Raw genomic sequence first — 25,182 nt, forward strand, 5'->3', positions numbered from 1 at the left:
TCCCGTTATCCCGCCACGTACTTATCAGCTTCTATCCATTCCTTTTCAAAGATCTTTTGGTAATCCTGCGCCAAGGCGGTCGATCCGCTGAGAGCTCGCGCCAACAACGCAACGAGGAATACCGCTATAGTTTGTACGTGCATTTTTCAACACCTGCAGACGAGGCGATGATCCACACCAGCCTGTCGCTCTCCTTCTTGAAAGCCAGCGGATAGAAGGAGGTGCCGTCATGCAGGGTAAGCGATCCGTCGCGCGTGTAGGTCACCTTGCGTGTGCCGCTAGCCGAGGTCCAAGCTCCGTAGGTGGGTTCCGTCCGTGCCCCTTTCGCTTGGAAATCGCCGGGATCGTTCGGCCCCAGTTCCCGCTTCTTGCCGTTTTCGTAAAGGTATCTCTTGCCCGCATTGTCGGCGGTGTAGACGCGGCTGTTGTTCAAGAAGCCGTCGACCGACGTGGCGAAACCACTCTCCGCGTAAAACAGGTGCTCACCCTCGGGAATCTCAATGATCGTCTCCATGTAGACCGGCAACACCCGCGGTTGCGGGAAGTCGCAATACGCCTTGTGCAAGATATTGGTGTAATTGGTCACGGCGTTGAACGAGGCACGTTTCTCGGCGCAGGCCGGGATGATTCCCTCCTGCATCATCTCTTTCTGCAACTTCACGATGTCCGGATACATGGCCTTTACCCCATCCAATTGGGTTTGCAGGCTGTTGCGCCAGAGCTTGGCGGCACGGAGGCGATAGTTTTTCATCCGCTCGTCGGCACGGGCATAAAGTTCCTCAACCTTCTGGCTGTCGTCGGTCTCATAGATCTGGGCATAGAGGGTCTTTAATTCCGATTCGTATTCCCCGGCGATCTTCTCGCAACTCGTGATCGCGCCATCGCTCGCCTGTAGTATCTTTTTCATCTTCTCGGTTTGCTGCACGGTCATTTGTTCCAGCTTGACGAACTTGGCGTTGAAGGCTGTCGTTTTCTCGTTCGTCGCCTGCATTTTTTCCATCATGGAACCTAGGTCGCTCAGGTTGCCTTGGTTCTCCGCTAAGAAGGCCATCTTCTCCTCGTTGGTCAACTTGCCTCCTTTGGCTGCCTCACGTTTCTCCAGATCGGCGCCCATGGCCTCAAGCCCCCGGGTATCGCCTACCAAGGCGTTCTTCATCTTCTCGATCAAGCGTTCCTTTTCCGCTTCGGGGAGGTTCGGGTCTTCCAAGCTTTTCATTTCCTCCACCGTAATCCCGTTGATATCGGCCAACTCTACATAGAACTTATCCCGGAGGGCGATCATCTCCTCGTCCGAGCAGGTATGTATCGAATCCAGTTCCGTTATACGCATATCCACGGCTACGATCTTGCGGTAGTAGGTCGCACGGGCGGTTTCCTCCGGGTAGACGATGCTCTCGACGGAAGGCAACGGGGGAAGCTCGTTCAGCAAGGCCTCCGGCGAGTTGGCTCTGCTGGGAGCGATCATCTCGTCCCACGTGGCGGTAGCCGTGCGACGTTTTTGTAGCTTATCCGTGGGGGTGACAGATCGTGTCGGCTGATCGCCATCTCCACCGACGAAAGGCTCCTCTCCTATCTCGGCGGTATCATCCTTGGTACCTACTACGTTGCCCACTTTCTGTTTCAGTTTCTTCAAGAAACTCTGGCCGTGCACCTCCACCGGTATCCTGCAGAATATCGCAAGGGCGATTGCCATGATGTTCAAGATCTTTCTCATCGTTGTATTTGTTTATAAGGTGAATATTCTGTCGTCTATTCGTATCGGATACGCTCCCATTTCTCCACGTCATCCAAGCTTTGATCTATATGTATCTGGATGCTCCCGTCGGGCTTGCCTCCGAATCCCTCCTTGGGGATCGGGTCGTTCACGCTACCCTGGCTGCGGAAAGGGATCGTTCCCAATCCGCTGATGCTAAGCCCGTCGTTTATGTTCCCATCGATGACGATGAAATCTCGCGTGGCGTAATAATTCAGGTAGTGATCGGCTTTGAACGATATTCCCTCATCGCTGACCGTACCGGATACCGCCACGTTATGCTGCAACTGGAAATAGGTCTCGATCTCTGGCTGGGGCTTGTCGCCCGGCATCCATTCCCTGTCTCCCATGAATACTTCCGTGCTGGCGTAAACAGATTTGGTCGGTTTCTTAGGCATATTCACCACCACCTTCACCGGCAGGCGGTATATGTTGTGGGCCTGCGTGGGTTTCGTGCTGTGCTTGAAGCCAAGGCCCCAGCTCTCCGCCCATAGTTTCATATACGACTGGTTTATCCTTATATCGGAGGCGAACATCGGGGCGTCTCCAACGATCGTTGTTTGTCCGAAACGTAGCAGTTCCTTATCCACAAAATAGTGCGCATCCCAATTCTGCATACAACACCTCGGCGTCCAGCCACCCGATGTACTCACCAGCGAAAGTCCCGTAGAACTGCTGCTCCGTCAGTTTCTCGTTGGCCCCGTGATAACTCTTCTCCAGCTTCATCTTGATCTTCCATTGCTGTACGCACATCTCTCCCTCATAAAAGAAAGGAGCGTTGGCCGAACCGTTCATGCGCAGCACCCACGTCTGTCCTTTCGTTTGCGCGATCTGCCACAAGCGGTTGTTGGCGATGCGATAGAAACGGGCGAGCGAGACCAGATTGTCCTCGGCCACGCAGTTGATCCATTTCTGCTTATCCCGTTCTCGAGCGTTCAAGAAGATCTCGATACGCCCTTTCAGGCTGAAGATCTTACCCACCGTGCTGAGTGTCTTATTCACCAAGTATTTGTACGCCTCGCTCTTGAGCCGTCCCTGTATCCTCTCCGCCTCGTAATACTTGTCGCGATCCTTCACGCCGCTGATCAGCGCCAACGCGTCTCCCGCCAGGCCGTTCAACCCGCTCATGCTCACGAGGTCGTCCCAGAATTGCTCGTTCGTTATATCGTTCGGCTTGGCTTGCGCCGCCCTTTCGATCACTTGCCGCAGCGTGGCGAAATTCCAGCCCAGGTCGCTTAGGGCCCGGTTTACCGCCTCCTTCTTTTCTTTCAGGTCGATGGATCTGGTGCAGACCAACTCTCCCCCGAAGATGATGGGGCGCTCTATATCGTTAAACGACTTAACCTTAAACGGGTTGACTCCGTAATACATGGTATAGGTCAACGAATGGCTTCCCGGCTCGCAAGGCAGGTTGATCAAGTCGAAGTTTATCAAGCTCCAATCCGATTGCGCTATCACCCGGGAAACAGCGGACAAGCAGAATAGCGTTATCACGGTAAATATGAATCCTATGCGTTTCATTTGTGTCCTCCTTTCCATACGTTCAGTAATGTTTGCAATCCTTTATTCTCCGGATCTATCAGCAGCCCCTCGTTCAGGTAGTAGGCGGCCTTTACGCTATCGCCGTTCTGTACGCTCAGCAACGAGGCACCGGCGAAATTGCGTGCGTTGAAGGGGTTCGCCTGTACGGCCGTCTCATACAGCATGAGCGCCGCTCCCACGGCCGTGGGTAATACGACCAAGGTGTCGGCGGCTTTCGCCGTCAGGTAGTCATCGTCGAAATTAAGGTAATGGTGCGGGCAGCTATAGGTGCTCAGGTGAAAATACTTGCGGTATTCCTCCTCCTTGGGGAGCAGCCTGCGGGCAATGGCCCTGAGCTCGCCGCTCGTAAGGTCCTGCCAATAGGAGAAATCCCATACGGTGGACGGGAAAGCGGGGTTGCACATCGCGTTGGCGTAGCATTCTCTCGCCTTATCTTCCTTTCCCTTGTAATCCCACGAGATGGCCTCGAAGAAGTAAGGGTAAGGCGACGCTATGCTTTGGGTAGCCAACAAGTCCCAAGCCTCGCTCCGCTCGCTGTCCTCATCCAATTCCATATTGACAAGCTCCTGGCTCAGTTTTTCGGTCATCGTATCCAGCTTCCCGATTAGGTTGGTAAGCGCAGTAAGGAGTCCTCCCTCATCTTCCCATCCCCAATCTTCCATATCTTCCTCGTCCTCCTTGCGCTGTTTCTCTTCGGCGGCTTTCTTGGCGGCGGCCCTCTCGTCGCGCTGTTTTACGTAGATCAGCTCGCTCAACCCGTAGCGAAGGCTGGCCACGGCTACCACGGCTTGCCCGTAATAGTAGTTCGCCTGTAGCATATAGCCTTGCTCGTAAAGCTTGTTCCCTTTTTGGAACATCTCTTCGGCCTCGGCCATAAAAGCCGTTTCCGTAGGATAAGCGCCACTTTGCCCGGTGGGCAAGGAAGGCAAGACGAAAGCGAATGCTCCCATAGCGGCAAGACTGAGTAGTAGAATCGATAGCTTCTTCATGGCTTTCTTATTTGAGCGTGTTATACATTCTATATTATATGAATACCTATTTCACCAGTTTATAGCCCTCCTGAGAGGTCGGTATCAACGACGGATCGGGCGAGAAGGTGAGCAACGTGACGGAGGGTTGCGGTTTCATCCGTTCCGCATAGTTACCCATTCCGGCTCCTCCTTTCACGGAGAACTTGCGGTGTACCACAGCTCCGCTATTCTTTTCAATCCAGACGATGTCGGTCGTCTCGATATGTTTCAAGTCTTTAATCGAGTTGTCCATGCTGGATTTAGTGCCAAAGAGGTCTCCTATGGCTTTCATCCCGGCACTCAGGTCGTTCTCGGTACCAGTGACACGGGTGATCTTCTCACAATCGAAGCCGCCCCAACGCACGTCCTCTACCCCGACAGATTCTTGCGTGCTGGACTGGACAAAGCTATCGTCCTGTTCCACCTTTTTCTCTTTCTGAGCAGTATGGACAATGCCATACACATTCCCTATCTTGTCGCAAAAGAACGCATAATAGTCCGAGTCGGAAGTCGCCTTTAGCTGCGCCACCTTGTTTTTAGACGAAATCTGGTAAATCTTATAATCGCCTTCGTCAAGCAGGATAAGCGTCTCGACATTGCCAGAGTTGTTCCAGAAATGGTAATAAAGGATTTTGCCCGACTTTTGTATTTCCACGTTCACCTTGTTCCTCATTGACTTAGCTGTCAGTTCCATACGGAAGTTGCGAGCGAACCACGGATTCTCCTTGTCGAGCGCCTTACGCTGGGCCGGCGTGAGCGACGGATCGACAAAGGCACCGTTATCCGGCCTGTCGCCTTGTTTATCCATTTCCAGATCGCTCCCCTTTTCGGAGGCGGCCGCTTCCTTCCGCTCCTTTACGGCCTCGGTAGCCGCACGGAGCTTCTCCTTGATCTTCTCCTTGCCGCCGCAAGCCGTCACCATCAAGACGAGGCTCGCCAAGCACATCAGTATGTAGAATTTCTTTTTCATATCGCTCACTTATTCGTTACATCTTGACAAACTCCACCCGCCGGTTCTTGGCACGACCCTCGTCCGTTCCGTTATCGGCGATGGGAGATGATTGTCCTTTGCCGGAAGCGGAGAGGCGATCGGCACTGATGCCCAGTTCAACCAGTTTACCTACGATGGCGTTGCTGCGGGCCTCGCTTAACGTCTGGTTGGAAGCCTCGTTGCCGGTGCTATCGGTATGGCCTTCTACGGAGAATCTCAGGTCGGGGTTATCGGTCATTAATTTGACGATACGATTGATCTCACCCATACTCTCTGGTTTGATGGTGGACTTGCCGACATCGAAGGTGATGCCATACGTGATGAACTTACCGTCGCTCATCATGCGGTCGTACAATGGCACTGCGCCTTTGGCGACACGTATGTTGCGGATGGAAGTGTTATTCGTAAAATATCCACCGCCTCTATAAAACTGTATGTCAAAATGTCCGGGTGCTACCGTATTCGGAATATTGGCATAGCGGATACCATTTATGTAAACTTTCATTGCCCGTTGATTGAAGGACAGTGAGAAGTGGTTCCATGAGTTCGGGATAGTCCGAAAAGAGTCATCGCTTCCGCTACGGCTGTTCTCCCCAGAGGAAGGAATAAAGTCCCATCTTAGGCGTGTACGATGGTCTGAAGCACTATAATACCAGTCGTCAAGATTGATAGTTTGAACACGACTTCCCGATTCGGGTTTGTAAAAACGTACGATATAGCAATTTTCCGGCTCATCATCTCCCTTTTTTGTAAAAGGCCCTACCCAAAAGTCAAATTCCAGCGTGAACTTTTCCGGCAAATAACTTTTCATATTATCGAATAGCGGCGCAATGACCGGATCATCCTGACTCTCGCAAAGTATCACCTTATCGCCATTGATTTGAGCGATCTCAACAGTACCTTTTAATAAATCCCACTGGCTGGGGAATTCTCCTATCTGTTCCCGGGTCACATCATCCTCAAAAATAATCTCATCCCCCGGCACGAAGTCACTCTTGGCATACGTCATTTCGAGTGATTGCTGTGGTTGTTGCTGTTCCTGCTGTGCCACATCTTCCCCATCATCCATAGTTTCAAAATTCCCTTGTGAATTTGTACTTGTTGGTGGCTCCTCCTTTTCATTATTATTATTCCCTTTCCCCGTCACCACATCCTCCGCTCCCTCGAAAGCCTTGTCTACGGTCTGTTCCACTTTCCGTTCCACGTTCCTCTCCGTTGCCCGTTTGGCACTCTCACCCGCTTTCTTGAGGAGTTTCTTTCCCCATTGGGCTTGCACGTCCATTGTCCCGATTAGGAGCAACATGGCAGATAAAATAAATACTAGCTTTTTCATTTCCTTTAATTCATTAGATTAATAATTCATTCCTATTTATTTACCGAAACACCTTCTGATGGATCGGTCCAGATTTATCAAGGATCTCCGAAAAAAGCGAGAAACCTTCTTACGGCACGATATCCCTTTTTTACGTTCTTCTTCCATTTGCTCGGCCACTTCCTCGACACGTTTGATCCGCTCGTCGGCAGTGGCAGGCTCGTCACGCGAGATGCGCTCATCGATGACCTCGATCACCTCCTCATAAGAAAGCAAAGGCTTCTTGTGTTTTTCTTCTTCCATACTCGAACCAGATTTGGTGAAACGTCCGATTTCTTTATTCGCAAAATTAGCCCCGAGAGCGATCGCCCGTGAGGAGAAATGACGCATTCTTATAGGATAATCGACGCATTTCACTAGGACAAACCAAGAGAATCTGCGCATTGAAAATAATTAACTAATTAAAGAGCAGTCGATTAGAAATGCTAGCTGGCCGAATCGCCTCCGATAGAATCTATGGAAGAATAACAATGGGCATTATTAGCTCCTTATAATGCCCATTGTAAGCACGTCACGTTGCCCATCGTAACAGACGCTCTATAAACAAGAGTTATTCTTGAGGATGGATTGTACCCGGATTGGTTTATAATATATTTCCATGTACAGCCGACGCCACCCGACCTATCCCGGTGATTTACCAAAGTGGCTATCTGACCATCAAGGATTTCAATCCGGAATTCAATATCTATACCCTCGGATTTCCCAATGATGAGGTTAAATATGGATTTCTCAATTTCATAGCCCCTTTCTACACGGAAGTACCCGCTACACGGAATCATTGAATGAGGCTTTTCCTGTATTGTGAGGGCGTTACATTGAAGATCTGCTTGAAAAGGCGGGCGAAATAATTGGCATCCTCGAAGCCGCATTTAAGGGCGATGTCGCCGATCAGTTCCTCGGTAGAGGCCAAGAGGCGTTTGCTCCTCTCCATGCGCATCTGCAGGATATAGGCAGAAGTGTTGTAGCCCGTGATGGCACGGACCTTGCGATTCAATTGGGATCGGCTCATGCACATCTTATCGGCTACCATGTCCGAGTTCAAGCCATGGTTGGACATCAACGCATATATATAATCATTCAGGTGAGCCAAGAAGTCTTGGTCGGCAGGGTTTAGTTTTACATTCAGTTCCGTCCCCTCACGCATAGCCTTGGAATACTTCTCACGCAGCAAACGACGCTGTTCCAGAAACTTTGTTATCCGGATATTCAGCTCTTCCGCATTGAAAGGCTTCTCCAGATAAGCGTCCGCCCCGACTTCTAAGCCACAGACACGTTCCTTTCCTCCTGATTTCGCAGTAATGATAATGATCGGAATATGGTTCAACACCTCGGATTCACGTACCCGCCTACATAACTCATAGCCATCCATCTCGGGCATCATCAAGTCGGTGAGGATCAAGTCCGGCATTTGCTCCGCCGCTATCTCCAACCCCTCCGCTCCGTTTCGTGCGTATACTATTTGATACGCACCATTAAGCAGCCGGCCGATATAATAAGAGTCGCCATGTCTCAATGGCAACATCACGACAAACTCAGAACCAACCCCGGCCCTCCATGCTCCTCACCATCTGCCGTACCAAAGAAAGGCCGATCCCCGTGCCCATCGTGCCTGCCCCTCCGGTCTCACCTAGGTAAAAAGCCTTGAAGATATGCGGCAAGTCCTCCTCGGCTATACCGCAGCCCGTATCCGCCACATGCGTGACAAGCATACTCCCCACACACTCCATCGTCACGACAACCCTCCCACCTCTCGGCGTGAACTTGATAGCGTTACGGAGTAAGTTATCCATGATCCTCCGGAAATACTCGGGCACGAAATCCATGCTGATAATCGTCTCCGAAGGAGTAAAACAAAGGTCTACCTGCCCTTGGCGGGCATACGCCCGGTTATCTTCCACGATCATGCTCGTATAAGCTACGATATCTCCAGTCCTCCATTCCGGATCGCCAATCTCAGATCTCACTTTCGCCACTTCCAATAATTGGTTCACCAATTCCAGCAGGTTCTTTCCCTGCCGTCCAATCATATTCAGCCCGGTCTTGAGTTCCTCCTCGCCTATTCCCCCTTTCCGCAACTCTTCCGACACACCCAAGATAACCGTCAGCGGCGTACGAAACTCATGCGTGACATTCGTGAAGAAATTGGCCCTCACCTCCTCCATGCGCCGCATCACCTGCTGATTGCGGGACTTCATCCGCAAGGCATACCATAAAAAGCCCATCGCTACCACCGTAAGGAAGAGTACGATCAAGCAAGCGATCAGGAAAATATTCTTGGTACGCTGCCCCATCTCATAATTCTTCTGTATCAATGAAAGCTCCCGGTTGCTCCTCTCTTTCTCGTAGTCCACACGGAGGTTCTGTATATGGTTCATATTCTCAGTATTTCGCATGCTATCAGCATAAGCGAGACTTGATGTATAAGCGTTGAGGGCATTCTTATAATCACCCAGCTTCTCATAACGCAAGTAATCCAGATGATACACGCTCGACAAATGCTTCCACGCCCGCGTCACCTTAGCGGCACCCTCCGCATGCTCCAAGAAAGCCTCCGCCATTCGCAGATCTCCCTTGTAGATATTCACCCGTGCCAAGGCCAGGCACGATTCCAGCCAATGATACAGATCGTTGTCCGCTACCATAAGGTCGTATGCGTTACGATATTCGCGTATCGCCTGATCCCATTGTCCCTTTTTCTCGAACAAGCGTCCTATATGGTTATGGCAAAGCGAAATGCCGACAACAGACCCGGCCGCACGATTATGCTCCATAGAATAATTGTAATAAACAAAAGCGGAATCCATCATGCCACGCATCTCGAAGATAGAGCCAAGGTTCGCATAGTTCATGGCCAAGCCGAGATCACTATCCAAGGTACGTTCCTCTTCCAGCGCTATTCGGAAAATACTGTCAGCCATCTCGCAATTTTCCAATGTTAGATACACGTTTCCGATACCACTCAAGGAAATGGTCCGGTTTTTTCTTGCTTTATAGCTTTCCTTATCACCCAGTCTCTCGCACAACGACAATGCCCTATAATGATAATTGGAGGCCTCGTCCATGATACCTAACCGCCGGAAGTTCGTACCGATATTATTCAAGGCCTGTATGACCTCCGAGGTATCTTTCCTTTGCATAGCCAATCGCAAGCCTTCCCGGTGGCATCCTATCGCCTCATTAAAACGGGCCGCTTCCCGGTAACGTACCCCTAATTCCTTATAGGCGAGTATCACTCCCAGCTCATTTGCGGTTCTCTCGAAATACCTTAGACATGATTGTAGAGAATCGATGTCCGGACAGGCCGAGACCACACTATCTATACCCACCTGATCATTTTGGGAAAGACCAACCTCTCCCTCTCGATGACAAGAAGGTATCAGCGAGAGTATCCACATCAATAAAATGCATATAAAACAAAAATGCTTTATATACAAAGAGTGATTTCCTACGTATTTAACAAGACCAATCATCACAAATACTTTCAGAAGTAAACAAAGAGATTCAATCGATACCGCAAAGGGAGTGTTTATTTCCCGAATCACCTAAAACAAGATGTTTAGAGAAGTCCGAAAGCTGTATATTCAGACTGATTTCATGATGAAATGGAGTAAAATCATTAAAAAGAAAGAGAAACGTGGTAGATATTTTTTCATAATGCCTCGAAGATGTACATCCGGTAAGTCCCGATCCGGATAGTATTAATATGAGGAAAGCGTGGGACTATTAACTTATTTAAGAGATAGGCTCTGGTAAACCCGTACGGTAAATAAGCAACAGCCCACGCCCTTTGTCCATATACGTATAGCATATAACAATGACGTGAAGAGTACAGCTTATTCTCCCGTGAAAAATTTACCAGATTTTATCTCTGAGAACGAAGCTAAACACTTTCCTAGTGTCTAAATATGTCCGCTATCTAACGATAGCGACACAAATATAGTAATAAAATCAGACCCGGAAAGAGTTTATGTACTCTTTTTAGCTGTTGCGTTTATTGATCCGTATGTTTTTTTACCGAATTAAGCCACTGGGCGGGAGACAAACCCTCTACCTTCTTAAATGCCAAGAAGAACGTGGAACGAGTCCGAAAACCACATTCCTCATAAAGGCTATCTACCGTATGACCAGCATTCTCCGGCAGGAGCAACCTTCGCTTGGCTTCCCCCACTCGCATCTCGTTGATAAGCTCGAAGAAGTTCTGTTTTAAGTATTCGTTGATCGACCGAGAAAGTAATTTTTGGTAAATACCGGTCTCTCTCGATAATATGGATAAGGAAAGGTCCTTTCGCAGGAAAGCATTTGTTGTCTCCAGATACTCTTTCACTTGGGAACCATATATCTCTCATTTGTTCCTCGTCTGGTATAGACTGAAACCCTACCGTCTCATCCTTAACGAGCATCCGTGACGTTCCTTGGATATAAGGAACAGTTGGATGAGCAATAAAATTATAGACGAGGAAGCTCATCGCCATCACATTCAATATCTGTATCAACCAAGCATCAGTCCGAGGCCAAATCGCATAACAGGTCATCACGGTGACAAACAAGGCAGCGAACAGGATCATAAGTTTCGGAATCCATTCCTTTTGCATGTATTCGGTATCAGACCAATTATCCTTTATATACTGCTTCTTCCGGTAAAGATAAATAAAGATAGCGACAAAATAACCGATCATCTGCGAGGTAATCACGGCAGCGTTAAAATCACCGATCCAAGTATCATCACCGGTGACCTCATGAAGTATACTCTCCATACGCTTCCGCATAGGAATGGATAACACGATAACGACACAGACAATCGCCGGTAAAAAATGCAACAATTGGACAGGCTTGAAACGAGGATCAAGATCAAAGTTGCGGCGGGTAAATAACCACAGCAACGGCATCAACAGCGTATTGACCGAATAACTGATAGGGAAAAAGAACAACGTTATATCATGCCAACCAAGCATGCGGCTCATGTTGTAAATATAAACAGGGATGTTAGGAAGAACGATAATCGCTGCGGCATAACCACTCTCGCCACGAAACCGAGTGGCAATCAATAACAACATCGCCAATAACACCAAGATAATGATGCTACTAAAGTTAACGACAAGTATAAATTCGTGGTAGCTCATTTTCTTAGAGAGGGATGCCCTTCGGTTAAAGCATCCCCCATTTTATTTCATCTTTTAGCATAACAATCAATAAGCTCTGGCGAACAGTACCCGACAAGCCGACGGTTTACCTGTCACCATACACTTACCCGGAGTCTTATCTCCAGCTAAAGGAATACAGCGGATCGTAGCTTTTGTCTCGTTCTTGATCAATTCCTCTGTCTCTGGGGTTCCATCCCAGTGAGCCATGATGAAGACGCCATCCTCGATCTTCTCCTTAAATTCCTCATATGTATCTACGTTTATGATGTTAGCCTCACGGTGATCGTACGCTTTCTTGAAGATATTCGCTTGGATTTCCTCCAACAGATTCTTCACGTATTCCTCAATGCCATCACAAGTGATCGTTTCCTTCTCCAAAGTATCACGGCGCATCACCTCGATTGTATTATTTTCCAAATCACGACCACCCATAGCCAAACGCACGGGAACACCTTTCAACTCGTACTCAGCGAACTTCCAGCCCGGCTTCTTATTATCAGCGTCGTCATATTTCACGGAGATACCCAACGCCTTCAACTTAGCCACGATACCAGCGACCTTCTCGCTGATCTGCGCTAATTGCTCAGCGCTACGATAAATCGGGACGATCACAACCTGAATCGGAGCCAAATGAGGAGGCAATACCAAACCGTTATCATCGGAATGAGACATAATCAACGCACCGATCAAACGTGTGGAAACTCCCCAAGAAGTAGCCCAAGCATAGTCGCTCTTGCCGTTCTTGTCGATGAAAGTAACGTCGAAAGCCTTACCGAAGTTCTGTCCCAAAAAATGGGAAGTTCCCGCCTGCAAGGCTTTTCCATCCTGCATCATCGCCTCGATCGTATAGGTATCCAAAGCACCGGCGAAACGCTCGCTCTCAGACTTCACGCCCTTTATTACTGGCATTGCCATATAATTCTCAGCGAAGTTCGCGTAAACCTCTTGCATCTTCTTAGCTTCTATCTCCGCTTCTTCACGAGTAGCGTGAGCGGTATGGCCTTCCTGCCACAAGAACTCAGCCGTACGAAGGAACAAGCGAGTACGCATCTCCCAGCGCATCACGTTCGCCCATTGGTTGCACAAGATAGGCAGGTCGCGGTAAGACTGAATCCAGTTACGGTATGTATTCCATATAATGGTCTCCGAAGTCGGGCGAATGATCAATTCCTCTTCCAGTTTAGCTGCCGGATCTACGACAACCCCCGTACCGTCATGATTTGTCTTCAAACGATAGTGAGTAACCACGGCGCACTCCTTGGCGAATCCTTCCACGTGCTCAGCTTCTTTGCTTAAGAAAGACTTCGGGATCAGCAAGGGGAAATAAGCGTTCACATGACCGGTTTCCTTGAACATATCGTCTAGGATACGTTGCATCTTCTCCCAGATAGCATATCCGTAAGGCTTGATCACCATACAACCACGCACGGCGGAATTCTCCGCCAAATCTGCCTTAATTACCAAATCTTGGTACCACTGCGAATAGTTTACACTTCTCGGTGTAAGTTCTTTCAGCTCTTTTGCCATTTCTTTATATTTCTAAATTATACTGTTTTCCTTAATCTGAATAAGTAATGGGTTGCAAAGGTAAGAAATAATCGTATATCTTTGTAAAAACTATATATAGATAATATCATGAATATACACAAGATCACACGTTACTTACTTATGTTATGTGCATTTACGTTCTTAACTCTCACGGCGAAAGGGCAAGATGGAGAGCCTTTGCGACTGGCCGTGGCAGGAGTATCCCACGGACATCTATGGGAGGTGATAAGCCGTTTGGATAGAGGCGATTTCAAGATTGTAGGAGTCGCCGAGAAAGATGATTACTTACGGGAACATAACGGTCTGCGGGATAAGCTGGATCCTAACCTATTCTATGCGGACCTTGGCGAGATGCTGGATAAGACCCATCCGGAGGCAGTCATCGTATACGAGCCGATCCACGACCATCTTCGTGTGGTAGAGGCTTGCGCACCGAGAGGCATACATGTTATGGTAGAAAAGCCATTGGCCGTCAATAACGAACATGCTACCCGAATGGCATCGCTCGCCCGTGAGAAAAATATCTTGTTGCTTACCAACTACGAGACTACGTGGTATAATACCAACCATGAGGCATTCCGCCTTATCGACAGCGGTGCTATCGGGAAGATCGATCGTATCAACGTATACGACGGGCATCAAGGTCCCTTCGAGATCAACTGCGGAAAAGAGTTCACGGACTGGTTAACCGACCCCGTGCTGAATGGCGGCGGGGCAGTTATCGATTTTGGATGTTACGGAGCCAACTTAGCCACCCGTCTCATGAAAGATGAAAAGCCTCTTAGCGTATACGCCGTACTACGGCAGAATAAACCGAATCTTTATCCCAAGGTAGACGATGACGCAACTATTATCGTGGAATATCCTTCCGCAACCGTCCAGATCATGGGATCATGGTGTTGGCCGATGGGTAGAAAAGATATGCATATCTATGGCGACAAAGGATATATTTACCAAGATACGCCTAAGGAAATGCGAATTTATACCAACGGAAAGGAGCGCCAAGAAATAGCACCTTCCTTGAACGCTCCTTATAATGATTCCTTTTATTTCTTGAAAGCCGCTGTCCGTAAAGAGATTGACGTACCTCCCACGGACCTTTCCTCGTTGGAGAATAACCTAATGGTAGTGCGGATATTGGACGCTGCCATTCAAAGCGCGAAATCTAAAGCGGTTATCCAGCTCTTTTGAGAGTTTAAAACACCTCTTTCCAATGTTTTAGATTCGTATCGATGGTATCCAAGACCTCCTTGCTTCGCCCCTCCATCATTAACTTATACATGGTCTGGGCAAAACCAAGCATTTGGGAGAACTCAATCTTGGGAGGCATCGCTAATGCGTTCGGATCGGTCATGATGTTAACCAAGGCCGGTCCGTCAGCGTTAAACACTTTCTGCAAAGTGGGGAATACATCGTCGGGGTTGATCACGTTGTAGCCCGCCATTCCCATTGAAAGGGCGACCCGGGCGAAATCCGGGTTCAGCATCGTGGTCTGCCAATCCGGCAGTCCGGCCACCTCCATCTCAAGTTTTACCATTCCTAGGGAACGGTTATTAAATACGATTAATTTAATCGGCAAATGGTATTGCACGATCGTAGCAAGGTCGCCCAACAACATTGAGATACCTCCATCACCACACAACGCCACGACTTGCCTGCCGGGATAAGCCAATGCCGCCCCTATCGCTTGCGGCATGGCGTTCGCCATCGAGCCATGATTGAATGATCCCAACATCTTCCGCATACCCGTAGCTTGCAAATAGCGGGCACCCCATACACAAGTCATACCCGTATCCACGGTAAATATGGCGTCGTCCGAGCTAAGCTCGTCTACGACCGAGATCACGTACTCTGGCTGTATCTTCTCTTCTTTCCCCCGGACAGTGGCGGCAGAACGGAGATTTTCCCGAACTTTCTCATATTTAGCCAACTGTTCCCGCAAGAAACTATTATCTTCTTTCTGGTGAATCAACGGAATCAACTCATCCAAAGTATCCTTCACATCGCCACAAAGCCCCATTTGTATCTTGGCACGACGCCCCAGACGATTCGGATTGATATCCACCTGTACGATCGTGTTGCTCTCTGGCATGAATGCCTCGTATGGAAAATCGGTTCCCAACAACACCAACACCTCTGCCTCATGCATACTATAATAGCCGGAAGGCATGCCCAATAGACCGGTCATCCCCACCTCGTTCGGATTATCGTATTGGATCTCCATCTTACCCTTGAAAGAATAGGCTACCGGAGCATTCAGTAATTTAGCCAACTGCACCAATTCCGGATGGGCATCTTTCGCACCTATTCCACAATAAAGTGTCACTTTCTTCGCGTTATTCAACAAATCCGCTAATTCCCGGATTTCCTGTTCGGCGGGACAAACCCGTTGTCGCGTAGGAAAAGAAAAGGTAGAGGACAAACCCGCTGTAGCATTCTCTGCCGCCAAGTCACCGGGAAGTCCGATCACCCCGACCCCACGTGATGAGATCGCCGCTTGCATAGCGCCTTGAAGCATCCGGGGAAATTGTTCCGGCGTAGTGGCTACTTGGTTATAATAGCTACAATCATCGAATAATTTGATCGTATTTGTCTCTTGGAAATATTCCGTACCAAACTCCCGGGAAGGGATCGTGGAAGCGATCGCCAAGACCCGTGCTCCGGATCGTTGGGCATCATACAGCCCATTAATTAAATGTACATGCCCGGGGCCACTACTACCTGCGCAACAAGCCAACTCGCCTGTCAACTGGGCCTCCGCCGCAGCGGCATAAGCCCCCGTTTCCTCATGACGGACATGAATCCACCGCAATCTGCCGTTTTTCCGAACAGCCTCGTTCACCTCATTCAGGCTATCGCCTGTCACGGCGTATATACGTCGTACGCCTGCTTTTTCCAGCGTATCCACTAACTGGTCCGCAACTTTCTTCGCCATAGTTTAAACTCTTCTTTTTATTTTATAAGAAAACTATCAAGGGCTGGAGAAAGTTTTTGGAAAGACTGATTTTTATTTGATGCAATCCGTCAATGTTCGTAAAAAAGCGACAATCGCAGTCTCCTCTTCCTGAGATAAACCTAAGTTCCCCAGTTCATCCTTATTTACGGTCTCGGGATATTCCGCCGGGGGGAAATCCTCTACATCCCTTACGTTATAAAAATGTACGATCTCCTCCAAGGTCTTGAAATATCCATTATGGCCATATGGAGCTGTCAGAGCGATATTGCGGAGCGTAGGCACACGGAACTTCCCGTATTCTTCCGGATCACGCAGTCGTGAGCCCAAGCCAAGATCCATCGTATCCTTACCACACGTATTATAGGGAGCCGAAACCTTAAAGAATGGATTGCCCGGATTTGAGGGAATCCCCAGATTATCATAGGTATGATCGGTGAATAGCACCTTCCCGGCCCGTTCGTCGGGATCCAAGATATGGCACTCGGCACATAGCCCTTTTTCCTTGAAAAGCTCATAGCCTAGTTTCTCCTCTTCTGTTAATTGACATTTGCCGGCTTGCCAAGCATCGAACTTCGAGGAGAATGGATTCATCTCGGCGGAACGCTCGTAGAGGGCGATCACCTCGTTTATATAGTAAACATATCACCAAATGTACGATTTATTTCTCAAGATATATGAGCGATGGCCTCTATTTATGGAGAGACATCCCCATGTAGATACCGATGCAATAAGGAATTAACCAGATGAACCACACAACAATGCTAAATCTGTTGAAATGCTGTTTGGCTTTTAACGAACCTTTAAAGTAAGTCCAAATCGCCCAGATCGCATGGATCAGCATCAAGCAAATAGCGATAATTCCCGTTACGGTATGTACCGTATCATGTAAATGGGTCAGTTGGGCGATATGCTCCATCAAGCCCGTTCCAATAGCGTCCGCATAAAGTCCTAATACAAAAAACCAAAGATGCCACGCTTTTAACTGTCCTTGGAAACGCTCGCCCCAGACCCCGATCGTATAGCATATCAAGGCGGATGATATGACACAAATGGCCGTAATCAGTAAATGAATATCAAGTTGATTGAATACCATATTTTTCCTTTTTCAAAAAGAACAGAAGCTTCCTAAAAAAGTTCAGGCTATTGGCAAAGAATTCATACATTCGCGTGTCTAAATAAAAACGACAGGGCAATCCCGTTGAAAAATATGAAACAAAATATACTCGCTCTCTATCTGATCAAGTTTTCCAAATGGTTCTCGCTCGTAATGCCTATCATTGTCCTATTCTACGAGGATCATGGTTTAGGACTACAAGACGTGTTTATTTTGAAGAGTGTCTACTCGGTCGCCGCTGTCACTTTGGAGATTCCCTCGGGCTATCTGGCGGACGTATGGGGGCGTAAGAAATGCTTGATTCTAGGTTGTATACTTTTCTTTGGAGGGTACCTATGTTATTCTTTCACCTCCACTTTCACGGCATTTCTCTTCGCCGAGATTTTGTTGGGAACCGGGCAAACCTTGGTAAACGGAGCGGATTCGGCGCTGCTCTACGATACAACCGTACGATATAAAAAAGAAGAACTTTATTTGCGGTATGAGGGACGTATCACGATGATCGGTAATTTCGCCGAGGCCATCGCCGGGATATTCGGTGGATTGCTGGCCGCCTATTCCTTGCGATTGCCGTTTTACGCCCAAGCGTTTGTCGCCTTTATCGGCATTCCAGCGGCGTTCGCCTTGCAGGAATTCAATACTAAGAGCAAGGTGCAGAACCCGGTTTCCGAGATTCTCCGCATCTTGAAATATTCCTTGGTCACGAACCGTAAGCTATGCTATAACATCATGTTCTCCGGTATCATCGGAGCCGCTACATTAACGATGGCATGGTTCGTGCAGCCCGTATTGATGAAGTTGGAAACCCCGACCTCCTATTACGGTGTCATTTGGACCGTGCTCAATCTGACTGTGGGATTGTCCGCCCTCTATTCTGATCAGGTAGAGCGGTATTTCGGGATGCGTAAATCAAACACGTTTATACTACTTATAATCGTAGGTGGATATATATCGCTCGCTTATAACCTTACTTATTGGGGATTAGCGATCTTGTTCATTTTCTATATAGTCCGGGGCTTCGCCACACCGATTTTGAAAGGTTACATTAATCAAATGACCTTCTCGGAGATGCGGGCTACGGTCTTGTCGATCCGTAACTTTGTGATCCGCTTGATATTCGCTGCCATCGCCCCATTTATAGGTTGGCTAAATGATTTCTATTCTTTACGTGTCGCCCTGTTAGTTTCCGCCGGAATTATTGCCATACCCGGAATTTTATTCTTAGTTTTGCAATTCCGTAAAGCAGATTAAAAATATAATAGCATGAAAAGACAACTTATGACCGGACTGTTTGCCGCTTTGGCTTTCACAGCGGTAGCCCAGTCGAATGAGTGGCGAGACCCCGAGGTCAACGCCGTAAACCGTGCCCCGATGCACGCCAATTTCTTCGCCTACGAGACCGCCGAGGTGGCAGCGAAGGACGCCAAGGAACAATCCCAGAACTTCATGACCTTGAACGGTCCTTGGAAATTCTTTTGGGTAAAGAACGCTGACGCTCGTCCTACCGATTTCTGGCGGACCGATTACAACGACAAAGGATGGAACAATATGCCTGTGCCCGGTGTATGGGAACTGAACGGATATGGAGATCCTCTCTACGTAAACGTTGGTTACGCTTGGCGTGAGCAATTCAAGAACAACCCGCCCGAGGTCCCTACCGTTAATAACCATGTGGGTTCCTACCGTCGTGAGATCATGGTTCCTGCCAGCTGGAACGGAAAAGAGATCATCGCCCATTTCGGTTCCGTTACCTCCAATATGTATTTGTGGGTAAACGGGAAGTACGTAGGCTATAGCGAAGACAGCAAGCTGGAAGCGGAGTTTAACTTAACTCCTTACTTGAAACCCGGACAAAAAAACCTGATTGCTTTCCAAGTATTCCGCTGGTGTGATGGCACTTATCTGGAAGACCAAGATTTCTTCCGTTACAGCGGTGTCGGACGTGATTGTTATTTATACGCCCGTAACCCAAAGCAACAGATCGCCGATATACGTGTGACTCCGGATCTGGACGCTCAATACCAAAATGGCTCGTTGGCAGTCAACCTGACCATGAAGGGTAAAGGTACAGTAGAGCTTGAACTATTGGATGCCCAGAATAAAGCTGTCACTACCCAATCCTTGAACGCTTCCGGAAAGGTCAGCACGACGATAGAAGTCTCCTCTCCCCACAAATGGACTGCGGAGACTCCCTATCTATATACTTTACGGGCTACTTTAAAAGAGGGAGGCAAAACAATCGAGGTAATCCCCGTAAAAGTAGGTTTCCGTAAGATCGAATTAAAGAACGCCCAGATACTCGTGAACGGGCAACCGGTTCTTTTCAAGGGTGCCGACCGTCACGAGATGGATCCCGATGGCGGTTATGTCGTTTCACGCGAACGCATGATACAGGACATACAGATCATGAAGAAATTCAATTTGAACGCCGTTCGTACCTGCCACTATCCCGATGACAACTTCTGGTACGATCTTTGCGATAAATACGGTATCTATGTCGTAGCCGAAGCCAATATAGAGTCTCACGGAATGGGATACGGCGAGGAGACGTTAGCCAAGAACCCATCTTATAAGAAAGCGCATCTGGAACGTAACCAACGTAACGTCCAACGTGGCTTCAACCATCCGAGTATCATCTTCTGGTCCTTGGGTAACGAGGCTGGATACGGTCCTAACTTCGAGGCCGCTTACGACTGGATCAAGAACGAAGACCCCAGCCGTGCCGTACAATACGAACAGGCCGGAAAGAACGGAAAGACCGATATCTTCTGCCCGATGTATTACAACTACGAGGATTGCGCTAAATACAGCGAGGATAACTCCATGCAAAAGCCTTTGATACAATGTGAATACGCTCATGCCATGGGTAACTCTCAAGGAGGTTTCAAGGAATATTGGGATTTGATCCGTAAATACCCGAAATATCAAGGGGGCTTCATCTGGGACTTCGTGGATCAATCCGTGCGCTGGACCGGCAAGAACGGGAAAATGATCTATGCTTATGGCGGCGATTTCAATAAGTTCGACGCTAGCGATAATAACTTCTGCGATAACGGCTTGATCAGCCCGGATCGTGTTCCGAACCCGCATATGTACGAGGTGGGGTATTATTACCAAGATATCTGGACAACCCCCGGCGATCTGTCGAAAGGTGAGATCAAGGTGTACAACGAGAATTTCTTCCGTGACCTTTCCGCTTATTATCTGGAATGGGAAATGCTGAAAGGTGGCAAGGTTGTTCGTAGCGGACGTGTCGATGACCTGAAAGTAGCTCCCCAACAAACATCAACGATCCGATTGGATCTAGGCGAGACTTGCCAATGCACGGAATGGTTGCTGAATGTATCTTATAAACTGAAGAACCGTGAGGGCTTATTACCCGCCGGACATACCGTGGCCAAGGATCAGCTGACGTTGAACCCGTACAAGGCTCCATCTATGGATTTGAAAAACGTGGAAACAACCAATATCGAAACCAAGGCTCCAGCCGTACAAGATAACGACGCCAATTACCTGATCGTGGAAGGTTGTGGTTTCCGTACCGAATTCAACCGTGAGAATGGTTACCTGATCAAATACGAGGTAAACGGCCAAGACATGATCAAGGAAGGAGAGGCTTTGACTCCTAACTTCTGGCGTGCGCCGACAGACAATGATTTCGGAGCTGGCCTACAGAAGAAGTACGCCGCATGGAAGAATCCGGAAATGAAGCTGACTTCTCTTAACCAACGGATGGAGAACAAGCAAGTGATCGTAGAGGCCGTTTACGATATGCCGACCGTATCCGCCAAGTTGAACTTGACGTACGTGATCAATAACAAGGGTGCGATCAAGGTTACCCAGAAAATGACAGCAGACAAGAATGCCAAGGTATCCCCCATGTTCCGCTTCGGTATGCAAATGCCGATGCCGAGATATTTCGAGAATATCGAATACTACGGCCGTGGTCCCGTGGAGAATTATATCGACCGCAAGGGTAACGCGGACTTGGCTATTTACCGCCAGACCGTAGACGAGCAATTCTATTCGTATATCCGTCCGCAAGAGAATGGAACGAAATCGGATATCCGCTGGTGGAAAATGCTGAACGAGGCTGGCAACGGTATCGAGGTCGTAGCCTCTGCCCCATTCTCCGCTTCCGCTTTGCATTATACGATAGAGTCTTTGGACGACGGTGCCCGAAAGGATCAAAGACACTCTCCAGAAGTAGAGGAAGCCGACTTGACAAACCTTTGTCTCGATAAGGTACAGATGGGATTAGGCTGTGTAAATAGCTGGGGAACTATCGCACTCCCGGAATACCAGATTCCTTACGGCGACTATGAGTTCACGTTCATTCTTACTCCGGTAAAACATAGCATCGAGATCGAGTAAAACGAATCTTTTATCTAGTGAGAGATATATGAAAGAAGGGGAAAGCAATAGATGTTTTCCCCTTCTCACGTTTTCTATCATCACTATTCTTTAACAGGCACAGCCTACAAAATCCCTGAACAGCTCCACCCCCTTTATCAGCGAGGAACGTGGACAAGCGATATTCCAACGCATGAAGCCTTCGCCTTCTGCTCCATACATCGTTCCGGCATTGAGCCATAGCTTCGCTTTCTCGATCAGCAAGTGCTCCAATTCTTCCGATGATTTACCTAACTTACGGCAATCCATCCATACAAGATAAGTGCCTTCCAACAAGGTTATCGGAAAGTCCGGCAGATATTTCCCGCAAAAATCTTTCATGTATAAGTAATTCTGCCATAAATAATCGATCAGTTGCGACAGCCATTCCTCTCCCTCATTATAGGCCGCTATGGTAGCTATTACACCAAAAGGATTCACATCGCATACCTCGTTGATATTGATTGCCCGGTCTATCTTCCGACGTAGGTTCTCATCGTAACACACGATATTGGCGATTTGTAATCCAGCGATATTGAAAGCCTTGCTAGGCGACAGGCATGTCACGGAATGCCGTAGGAATTCTTCTGAGATAGATGCAAACGGTGTAAAAGTATATCCCGGAAATACGAGTTCGCAATGTATCTCATCTGATACGACTATTAGGCCATTACGGATACAGATCTTGCCGATACGACTTAGTTCCTCACGTGTCCATACCCTTCCAGCGGGATTATGAGGATTACACAACAGCATGACCTTTACCTTCGGATCAGCGGCTTTTTTCTCCAAATCCTCATAATCAATCGTGAATGTATCATGGGCATAAGACAAAGGGGTGCGGATAATCTCACATCTGTTATTGCGGATGGACGAGAAAAAACAGTTATAAACCGGAGTCTGCACCAGTACTTTATCACCCGGCTCGGTTAGCGCCTTGATAACGGCAGAAATTGCCGGAACAACTCCGGAGGTACAAATCATCCATTCTTTTCGTATTTGCCATCCATGCCGACGTTCAAACCAGCCTGTCACCGCTTCGTAATATGCATCCGGTACTCGAGTATAACCGAAAATACCATGTTCTACACGTTGCCGTAAGGTTTCGATAATAACGGGTGCCGTACGGAAATCCATATCGGCCACCCACATCGGTAGAACATCCGTATCCACAGCGCTATCCCATTTATAGGAGTTCGTACCGGTACGAGGCACTATTTCATCGAAGTTATATCTCATATTCTTTATGCGGAAAAGCAAGTACGTTCATTCCATAGCCTCAGTTGGCAATTACCCGGAGCCTTAATGTTCTCGTCGAGGATTACCTCACCATAGCTTCCGGCGGTGATGCTTCCCGTACGGGGATTCTTCACGCTACGGATCGGGCTATTGATAGTCGCCTGCACGGAACTGTATTCAAAGGCTAGATCGCAATCATCTGCCATCGTACAGTTCTCCATCATAAGATCGTGGGCGTAACAAAGCGGCTGTGTACCCGAGATTTTGCAATTTACCAAACGCAGGTTCTTCGAGTGCCATCCCAAGTACTCGCCGTTAATCTCGGAATCGTATACGGTAACATTCTCCGTATCCCAGAAAGCGTCTTTCGAGTTGATGACCGCATTACGGATTTCCACGTTCTTACAATACTGGAACGAGTAGTTTCCATTTTGAGCGTAGTTCCGGATTTTAATGTTCTCGCCGTGCATAAATAAATAATCAGCATGATCTATTTGCACATTTATCAATTCCACGTTCCGGCAATGCCAAAGGGTTTCTTGAGCATTGGGTAGTTGTACGTTTTCCAGTCTGATACCGTCCATCTCCCGAAACATCTTTGGGGCTTCCACCCGTGTATCCGTCATCACTAGATTTTGGGAGTACCATAACGCAGCACGTCCACCTTCGGTAAACAGGCTATTCTTGATGGTGAAGCCATCCACGTGCCAGAACGGATATTTACCCTCAAAACGACAGCCTATGGCTATGATATTGCTACACTCTTTCAATGCCGACTCCCCGGCATGAATAACGACATTGTCTAATTGTAAATCGTGAGAGGCGAACAAAGGACGCTCACCACTAAATTCCATATCCTTTATCTGTTGCATAATGAATCTTATTTAAAGTTTTCTACAAAGAACCGTTCAATCTTATCGAAGGGAATGACACTCATCTGATCGTATAAATCGACATGATTCGCTCCGGGTATAATTAGCAATTCCTTATTGTCACCTTTCAGTTTCTTGAAAGCATCCTCGCTGAAGTAACGTGAATGCGCTTTCTCTCCATGAATAATCAATACGGCGCTACGAATCTCGTCACTATACGAGAGTATAGGCATATTGATGAACGATAAAGCCGAGGTCTTGTTCCATCCGCCATTCGAGTTGAGCGAACGCTTGTGGTAACCACGCTTCGTCTTGTAATAAGCGTAGTAGTCTTTCAAGAATTGGGGCGCATCGTCGGGTAACGTATCGGGCAAACCTCCCGCAAGGGCGTATGAGCCGTTCTTTGTGTCAGCGGTACGCTGTTCATTGAGTTGCTTGCGCAATTCATAACGTGCGTCGGCATCCATCGCATCGAAGTAACCATTAGCGTTCACACGGCTCATATCGTACATCGTAGAGGTTACGGTCGCTTTGATACGAGTATCGATAGCCGCCGCATTAAGAGCCATGCCTCCCCATCCGCAGATACCGAGGATACCGATATGTTCCGCATCCACATCATCACGTGTCGAAAGGAAATCGACGGCCGCACAGAAATCTTCCGTATTGATGTCGGGAGAAGCTACATAACGAGGCTCTCCGCCACTCTCGCCTGTATATGACGGATCGAAAGCGATCGTCAGAAATCCACGTTCTGCCAATTTCTGGGCATATAAACCCGAGGATTGTTCCTTCACGGCACCGAACGGACCGCTAATAGCGATAGCAGGCAATTTTCCATCCGCATGCTTGGGTTTGTACATATCGGCGGCAAGCGTAATGCCATAGCGATTACGAAAAGTAACTTTACTATGGCTCACCTTGTCACTCTGTGGGAATACTTTATCCCACTCCTTAATTAGATTCAAATTCTTGTCCATTGTATGATCGGTATTAATTTGATTGTCTGTAGCGAACAGATTTCCCGTAGCGCAAAAGCATATGGCTATTGCCGTACATAATTCTCTTAATGACTTCTTCATGTCGTTCCTTGTTTATTTTTACGAAGGCAAAGATAGAGGCTCAAATAGCATCCCTTTGTAGACAAATTACGGGTGTCATGACCTCAATTACAGGTTTTGTGGAATCAGCCAGAAAGCCTGTAAATACACATAATCCGTAACAATGGTTATATAATCCGTAATTAGGGTTA

Annotated in this window: 21 protein-coding genes and 1 pseudogene; 3 read left to right on the forward strand and 19 right to left on the reverse strand. The window is 48.0% G+C overall.

The genetic code is table 11. The features are described from left to right. Nucleotides 1-5 precede the first annotated feature (5 nt). The 13 genes from CI959_RS21600 to proS form a co-directional block, all read right to left on the reverse strand. Nucleotides 6-143 carry a hypothetical protein gene (locus CI959_RS21600; RefSeq protein WP_154394869.1) on the reverse strand — a complete coding sequence of 46 codons (138 nt, stop codon included), beginning with the start codon at nt 141-143 and terminating at the stop codon, nt 6-8. After that, entirely contained in the window at nt 125-1,714 is a 1,590-nt protein-coding gene (locus CI959_RS18000) for a hypothetical protein (protein ID WP_005857131.1), read from the reverse strand. The genes CI959_RS21600 and CI959_RS18000 overlap by 19 nt, the downstream gene beginning before the upstream one ends. Nucleotides 1,715-1,749: 35 nt before the next feature. Beyond that, nucleotides 1,750-2,370 (reverse strand): hypothetical protein, encoded by a 621-nt coding sequence (locus CI959_RS18005; RefSeq protein ID WP_005857133.1) that lies wholly within the window; start codon nt 2,368-2,370, stop codon nt 1,750-1,752. Then, on the reverse strand, nt 2,336-3,274 hold the full coding sequence (locus tag CI959_RS18010; protein WP_227742535.1) for a hypothetical protein: 939 nt from the start codon (nt 3,272-3,274) through the stop codon (nt 2,336-2,338). The genes CI959_RS18005 and CI959_RS18010 overlap by 35 nt, the downstream gene beginning before the upstream one ends. Further along, the gene (locus CI959_RS18015; RefSeq protein ID WP_005857137.1) at nt 3,271-4,284 is read right to left on the reverse strand and encodes a hypothetical protein; all 1,014 of its coding nucleotides are present in this window, start codon (nt 4,282-4,284) and stop codon (nt 3,271-3,273) included. The genes CI959_RS18010 and CI959_RS18015 overlap by 4 nt, the downstream gene beginning before the upstream one ends. A gap of 46 nt (nt 4,285-4,330) precedes the next feature. Next, nucleotides 4,331-5,275 carry a hypothetical protein gene (locus CI959_RS18020; protein ID WP_057317680.1) on the reverse strand — a complete coding sequence of 315 codons (945 nt, stop codon included), beginning with the start codon at nt 5,273-5,275 and terminating at the stop codon, nt 4,331-4,333. A 16-nt stretch (nt 5,276-5,291) separates the two neighbouring features. Further along, the gene (locus CI959_RS18025) at nt 5,292-6,629 is read right to left on the reverse strand and encodes an OmpA family protein (protein WP_057317681.1); all 1,338 of its coding nucleotides are present in this window, start codon (nt 6,627-6,629) and stop codon (nt 5,292-5,294) included. 36 nt (nt 6,630-6,665) lie between these two features. Beyond that, nucleotides 6,666-7,052 carry a hypothetical protein gene (locus CI959_RS18030; RefSeq protein ID WP_005857143.1) on the reverse strand — a complete coding sequence of 129 codons (387 nt, stop codon included), beginning with the start codon at nt 7,050-7,052 and terminating at the stop codon, nt 6,666-6,668. Between the two features lie 391 nt (nt 7,053-7,443). Further along, nucleotides 7,444-8,190, reverse strand: a complete 747-nt coding sequence (locus CI959_RS21930; RefSeq protein ID WP_227204353.1) for a helix-turn-helix domain-containing protein — start codon at nt 8,188-8,190, stop codon at nt 7,444-7,446. Nucleotides 8,191-8,200: 10 nt separating this feature from the next. Further along, the gene (locus CI959_RS18040; RefSeq protein WP_234061868.1) at nt 8,201-10,063 is read right to left on the reverse strand and encodes an ATP-binding protein; all 1,863 of its coding nucleotides are present in this window, start codon (nt 10,061-10,063) and stop codon (nt 8,201-8,203) included. Between the two features lie 596 nt (nt 10,064-10,659). Further along, nucleotides 10,660-10,887 carry a helix-turn-helix domain-containing protein gene (locus CI959_RS21935; RefSeq protein ID WP_249931838.1) on the reverse strand — a complete coding sequence of 76 codons (228 nt, stop codon included), beginning with the start codon at nt 10,885-10,887 and terminating at the stop codon, nt 10,660-10,662. Then, nucleotides 10,778-11,788 (reverse strand): hypothetical protein, encoded by a 1,011-nt coding sequence (locus tag CI959_RS18045; protein WP_249931846.1) that lies wholly within the window; start codon nt 11,786-11,788, stop codon nt 10,778-10,780. Before CI959_RS18045 ends, CI959_RS21935 begins: the two co-directional genes overlap by 110 nt. A 66-nt stretch (nt 11,789-11,854) precedes the next feature. Then, nucleotides 11,855-13,336 (reverse strand): proline--tRNA ligase, encoded by a 1,482-nt coding sequence (proS, locus tag CI959_RS18050; RefSeq protein ID WP_005857149.1) that lies wholly within the window; start codon nt 13,334-13,336, stop codon nt 11,855-11,857. A gap of 108 nt (nt 13,337-13,444) precedes the next feature. On the opposite strand from proS, the gene CI959_RS18055 reads away from it, so the two are divergent. Then, nucleotides 13,445-14,548: a Gfo/Idh/MocA family protein gene (locus tag CI959_RS18055; RefSeq protein WP_011966272.1), complete on the forward strand. Its 1,104-nt coding sequence runs from the start codon at nt 13,445-13,447 to the stop codon at nt 14,546-14,548. A gap of 4 nt (nt 14,549-14,552) precedes the next feature. Here the strand turns inward: CI959_RS18055 and CI959_RS18060 are convergent, their stop codons facing one another. The 3 genes and pseudogenes from CI959_RS18060 to CI959_RS18070 form a co-directional block, all read right to left on the reverse strand. Continuing rightward, nucleotides 14,553-16,292, reverse strand: a complete 1,740-nt coding sequence (locus CI959_RS18060) for a ubiquinone-dependent pyruvate dehydrogenase (protein ID WP_011966271.1) — start codon at nt 16,290-16,292, stop codon at nt 14,553-14,555. A gap of 72 nt (nt 16,293-16,364) precedes the next feature. Further along, a pseudogene (locus CI959_RS18065) lies at nt 16,365-16,946 on the reverse strand (cytochrome-c peroxidase); the annotation flags it as partial. 55 nt (nt 16,947-17,001) lie between these two features. Next, entirely contained in the window at nt 17,002-17,406 is a 405-nt protein-coding gene (locus CI959_RS18070; RefSeq protein WP_005857157.1) for an HsmA family protein, read from the reverse strand. A gap of 114 nt (nt 17,407-17,520) precedes the next feature. Here CI959_RS18070 and CI959_RS18075 point away from each other — a divergent pair, with 114 nt between their 5' ends. Both CI959_RS18075 and CI959_RS18080 read left to right on the forward strand, forming a co-directional pair. Next, nucleotides 17,521-18,678, forward strand: coding sequence for an MFS transporter (locus CI959_RS18075; protein WP_011966270.1), 1,158 nt, complete (start codon nt 17,521-17,523; stop codon nt 18,676-18,678). Between the two features lie 12 nt (nt 18,679-18,690). Next, the gene (locus CI959_RS18080) at nt 18,691-21,801 is read left to right on the forward strand and encodes a glycoside hydrolase family 2 TIM barrel-domain containing protein (RefSeq protein ID WP_005857161.1); all 3,111 of its coding nucleotides are present in this window, start codon (nt 18,691-18,693) and stop codon (nt 21,799-21,801) included. A gap of 90 nt (nt 21,802-21,891) precedes the next feature. Here CI959_RS18080 and CI959_RS18085 read toward each other — a convergent pair whose 3' ends face one another. The 3 genes from CI959_RS18085 to CI959_RS18095 are packed head-to-tail and all read right to left on the reverse strand — an operon-like array spanning nt 21,892 to nt 25,012. Continuing rightward, nucleotides 21,892-23,058, reverse strand: coding sequence for a MalY/PatB family protein (locus CI959_RS18085; protein ID WP_011966269.1), 1,167 nt, complete (start codon nt 23,056-23,058; stop codon nt 21,892-21,894). 5 nt (nt 23,059-23,063) lie between these two features. Continuing rightward, nucleotides 23,064-23,930, reverse strand: coding sequence for a DUF3737 family protein (locus tag CI959_RS18090; protein ID WP_011966268.1), 867 nt, complete (start codon nt 23,928-23,930; stop codon nt 23,064-23,066). Nucleotides 23,931-23,938: 8 nt separating this feature from the next. Next, on the reverse strand, nt 23,939-25,012 hold the full coding sequence (locus CI959_RS18095) for an alpha/beta hydrolase (RefSeq protein WP_036631579.1): 1,074 nt from the start codon (nt 25,010-25,012) through the stop codon (nt 23,939-23,941). Nucleotides 25,013-25,182 lie beyond the last annotated feature (170 nt).

The sequence above is a fragment of the Parabacteroides sp. AT13 genome (assembly GCF_002272965.1).
GTDB lineage: Bacteria > Bacteroidota > Bacteroidia > Bacteroidales > Tannerellaceae > Parabacteroides > Parabacteroides distasonis.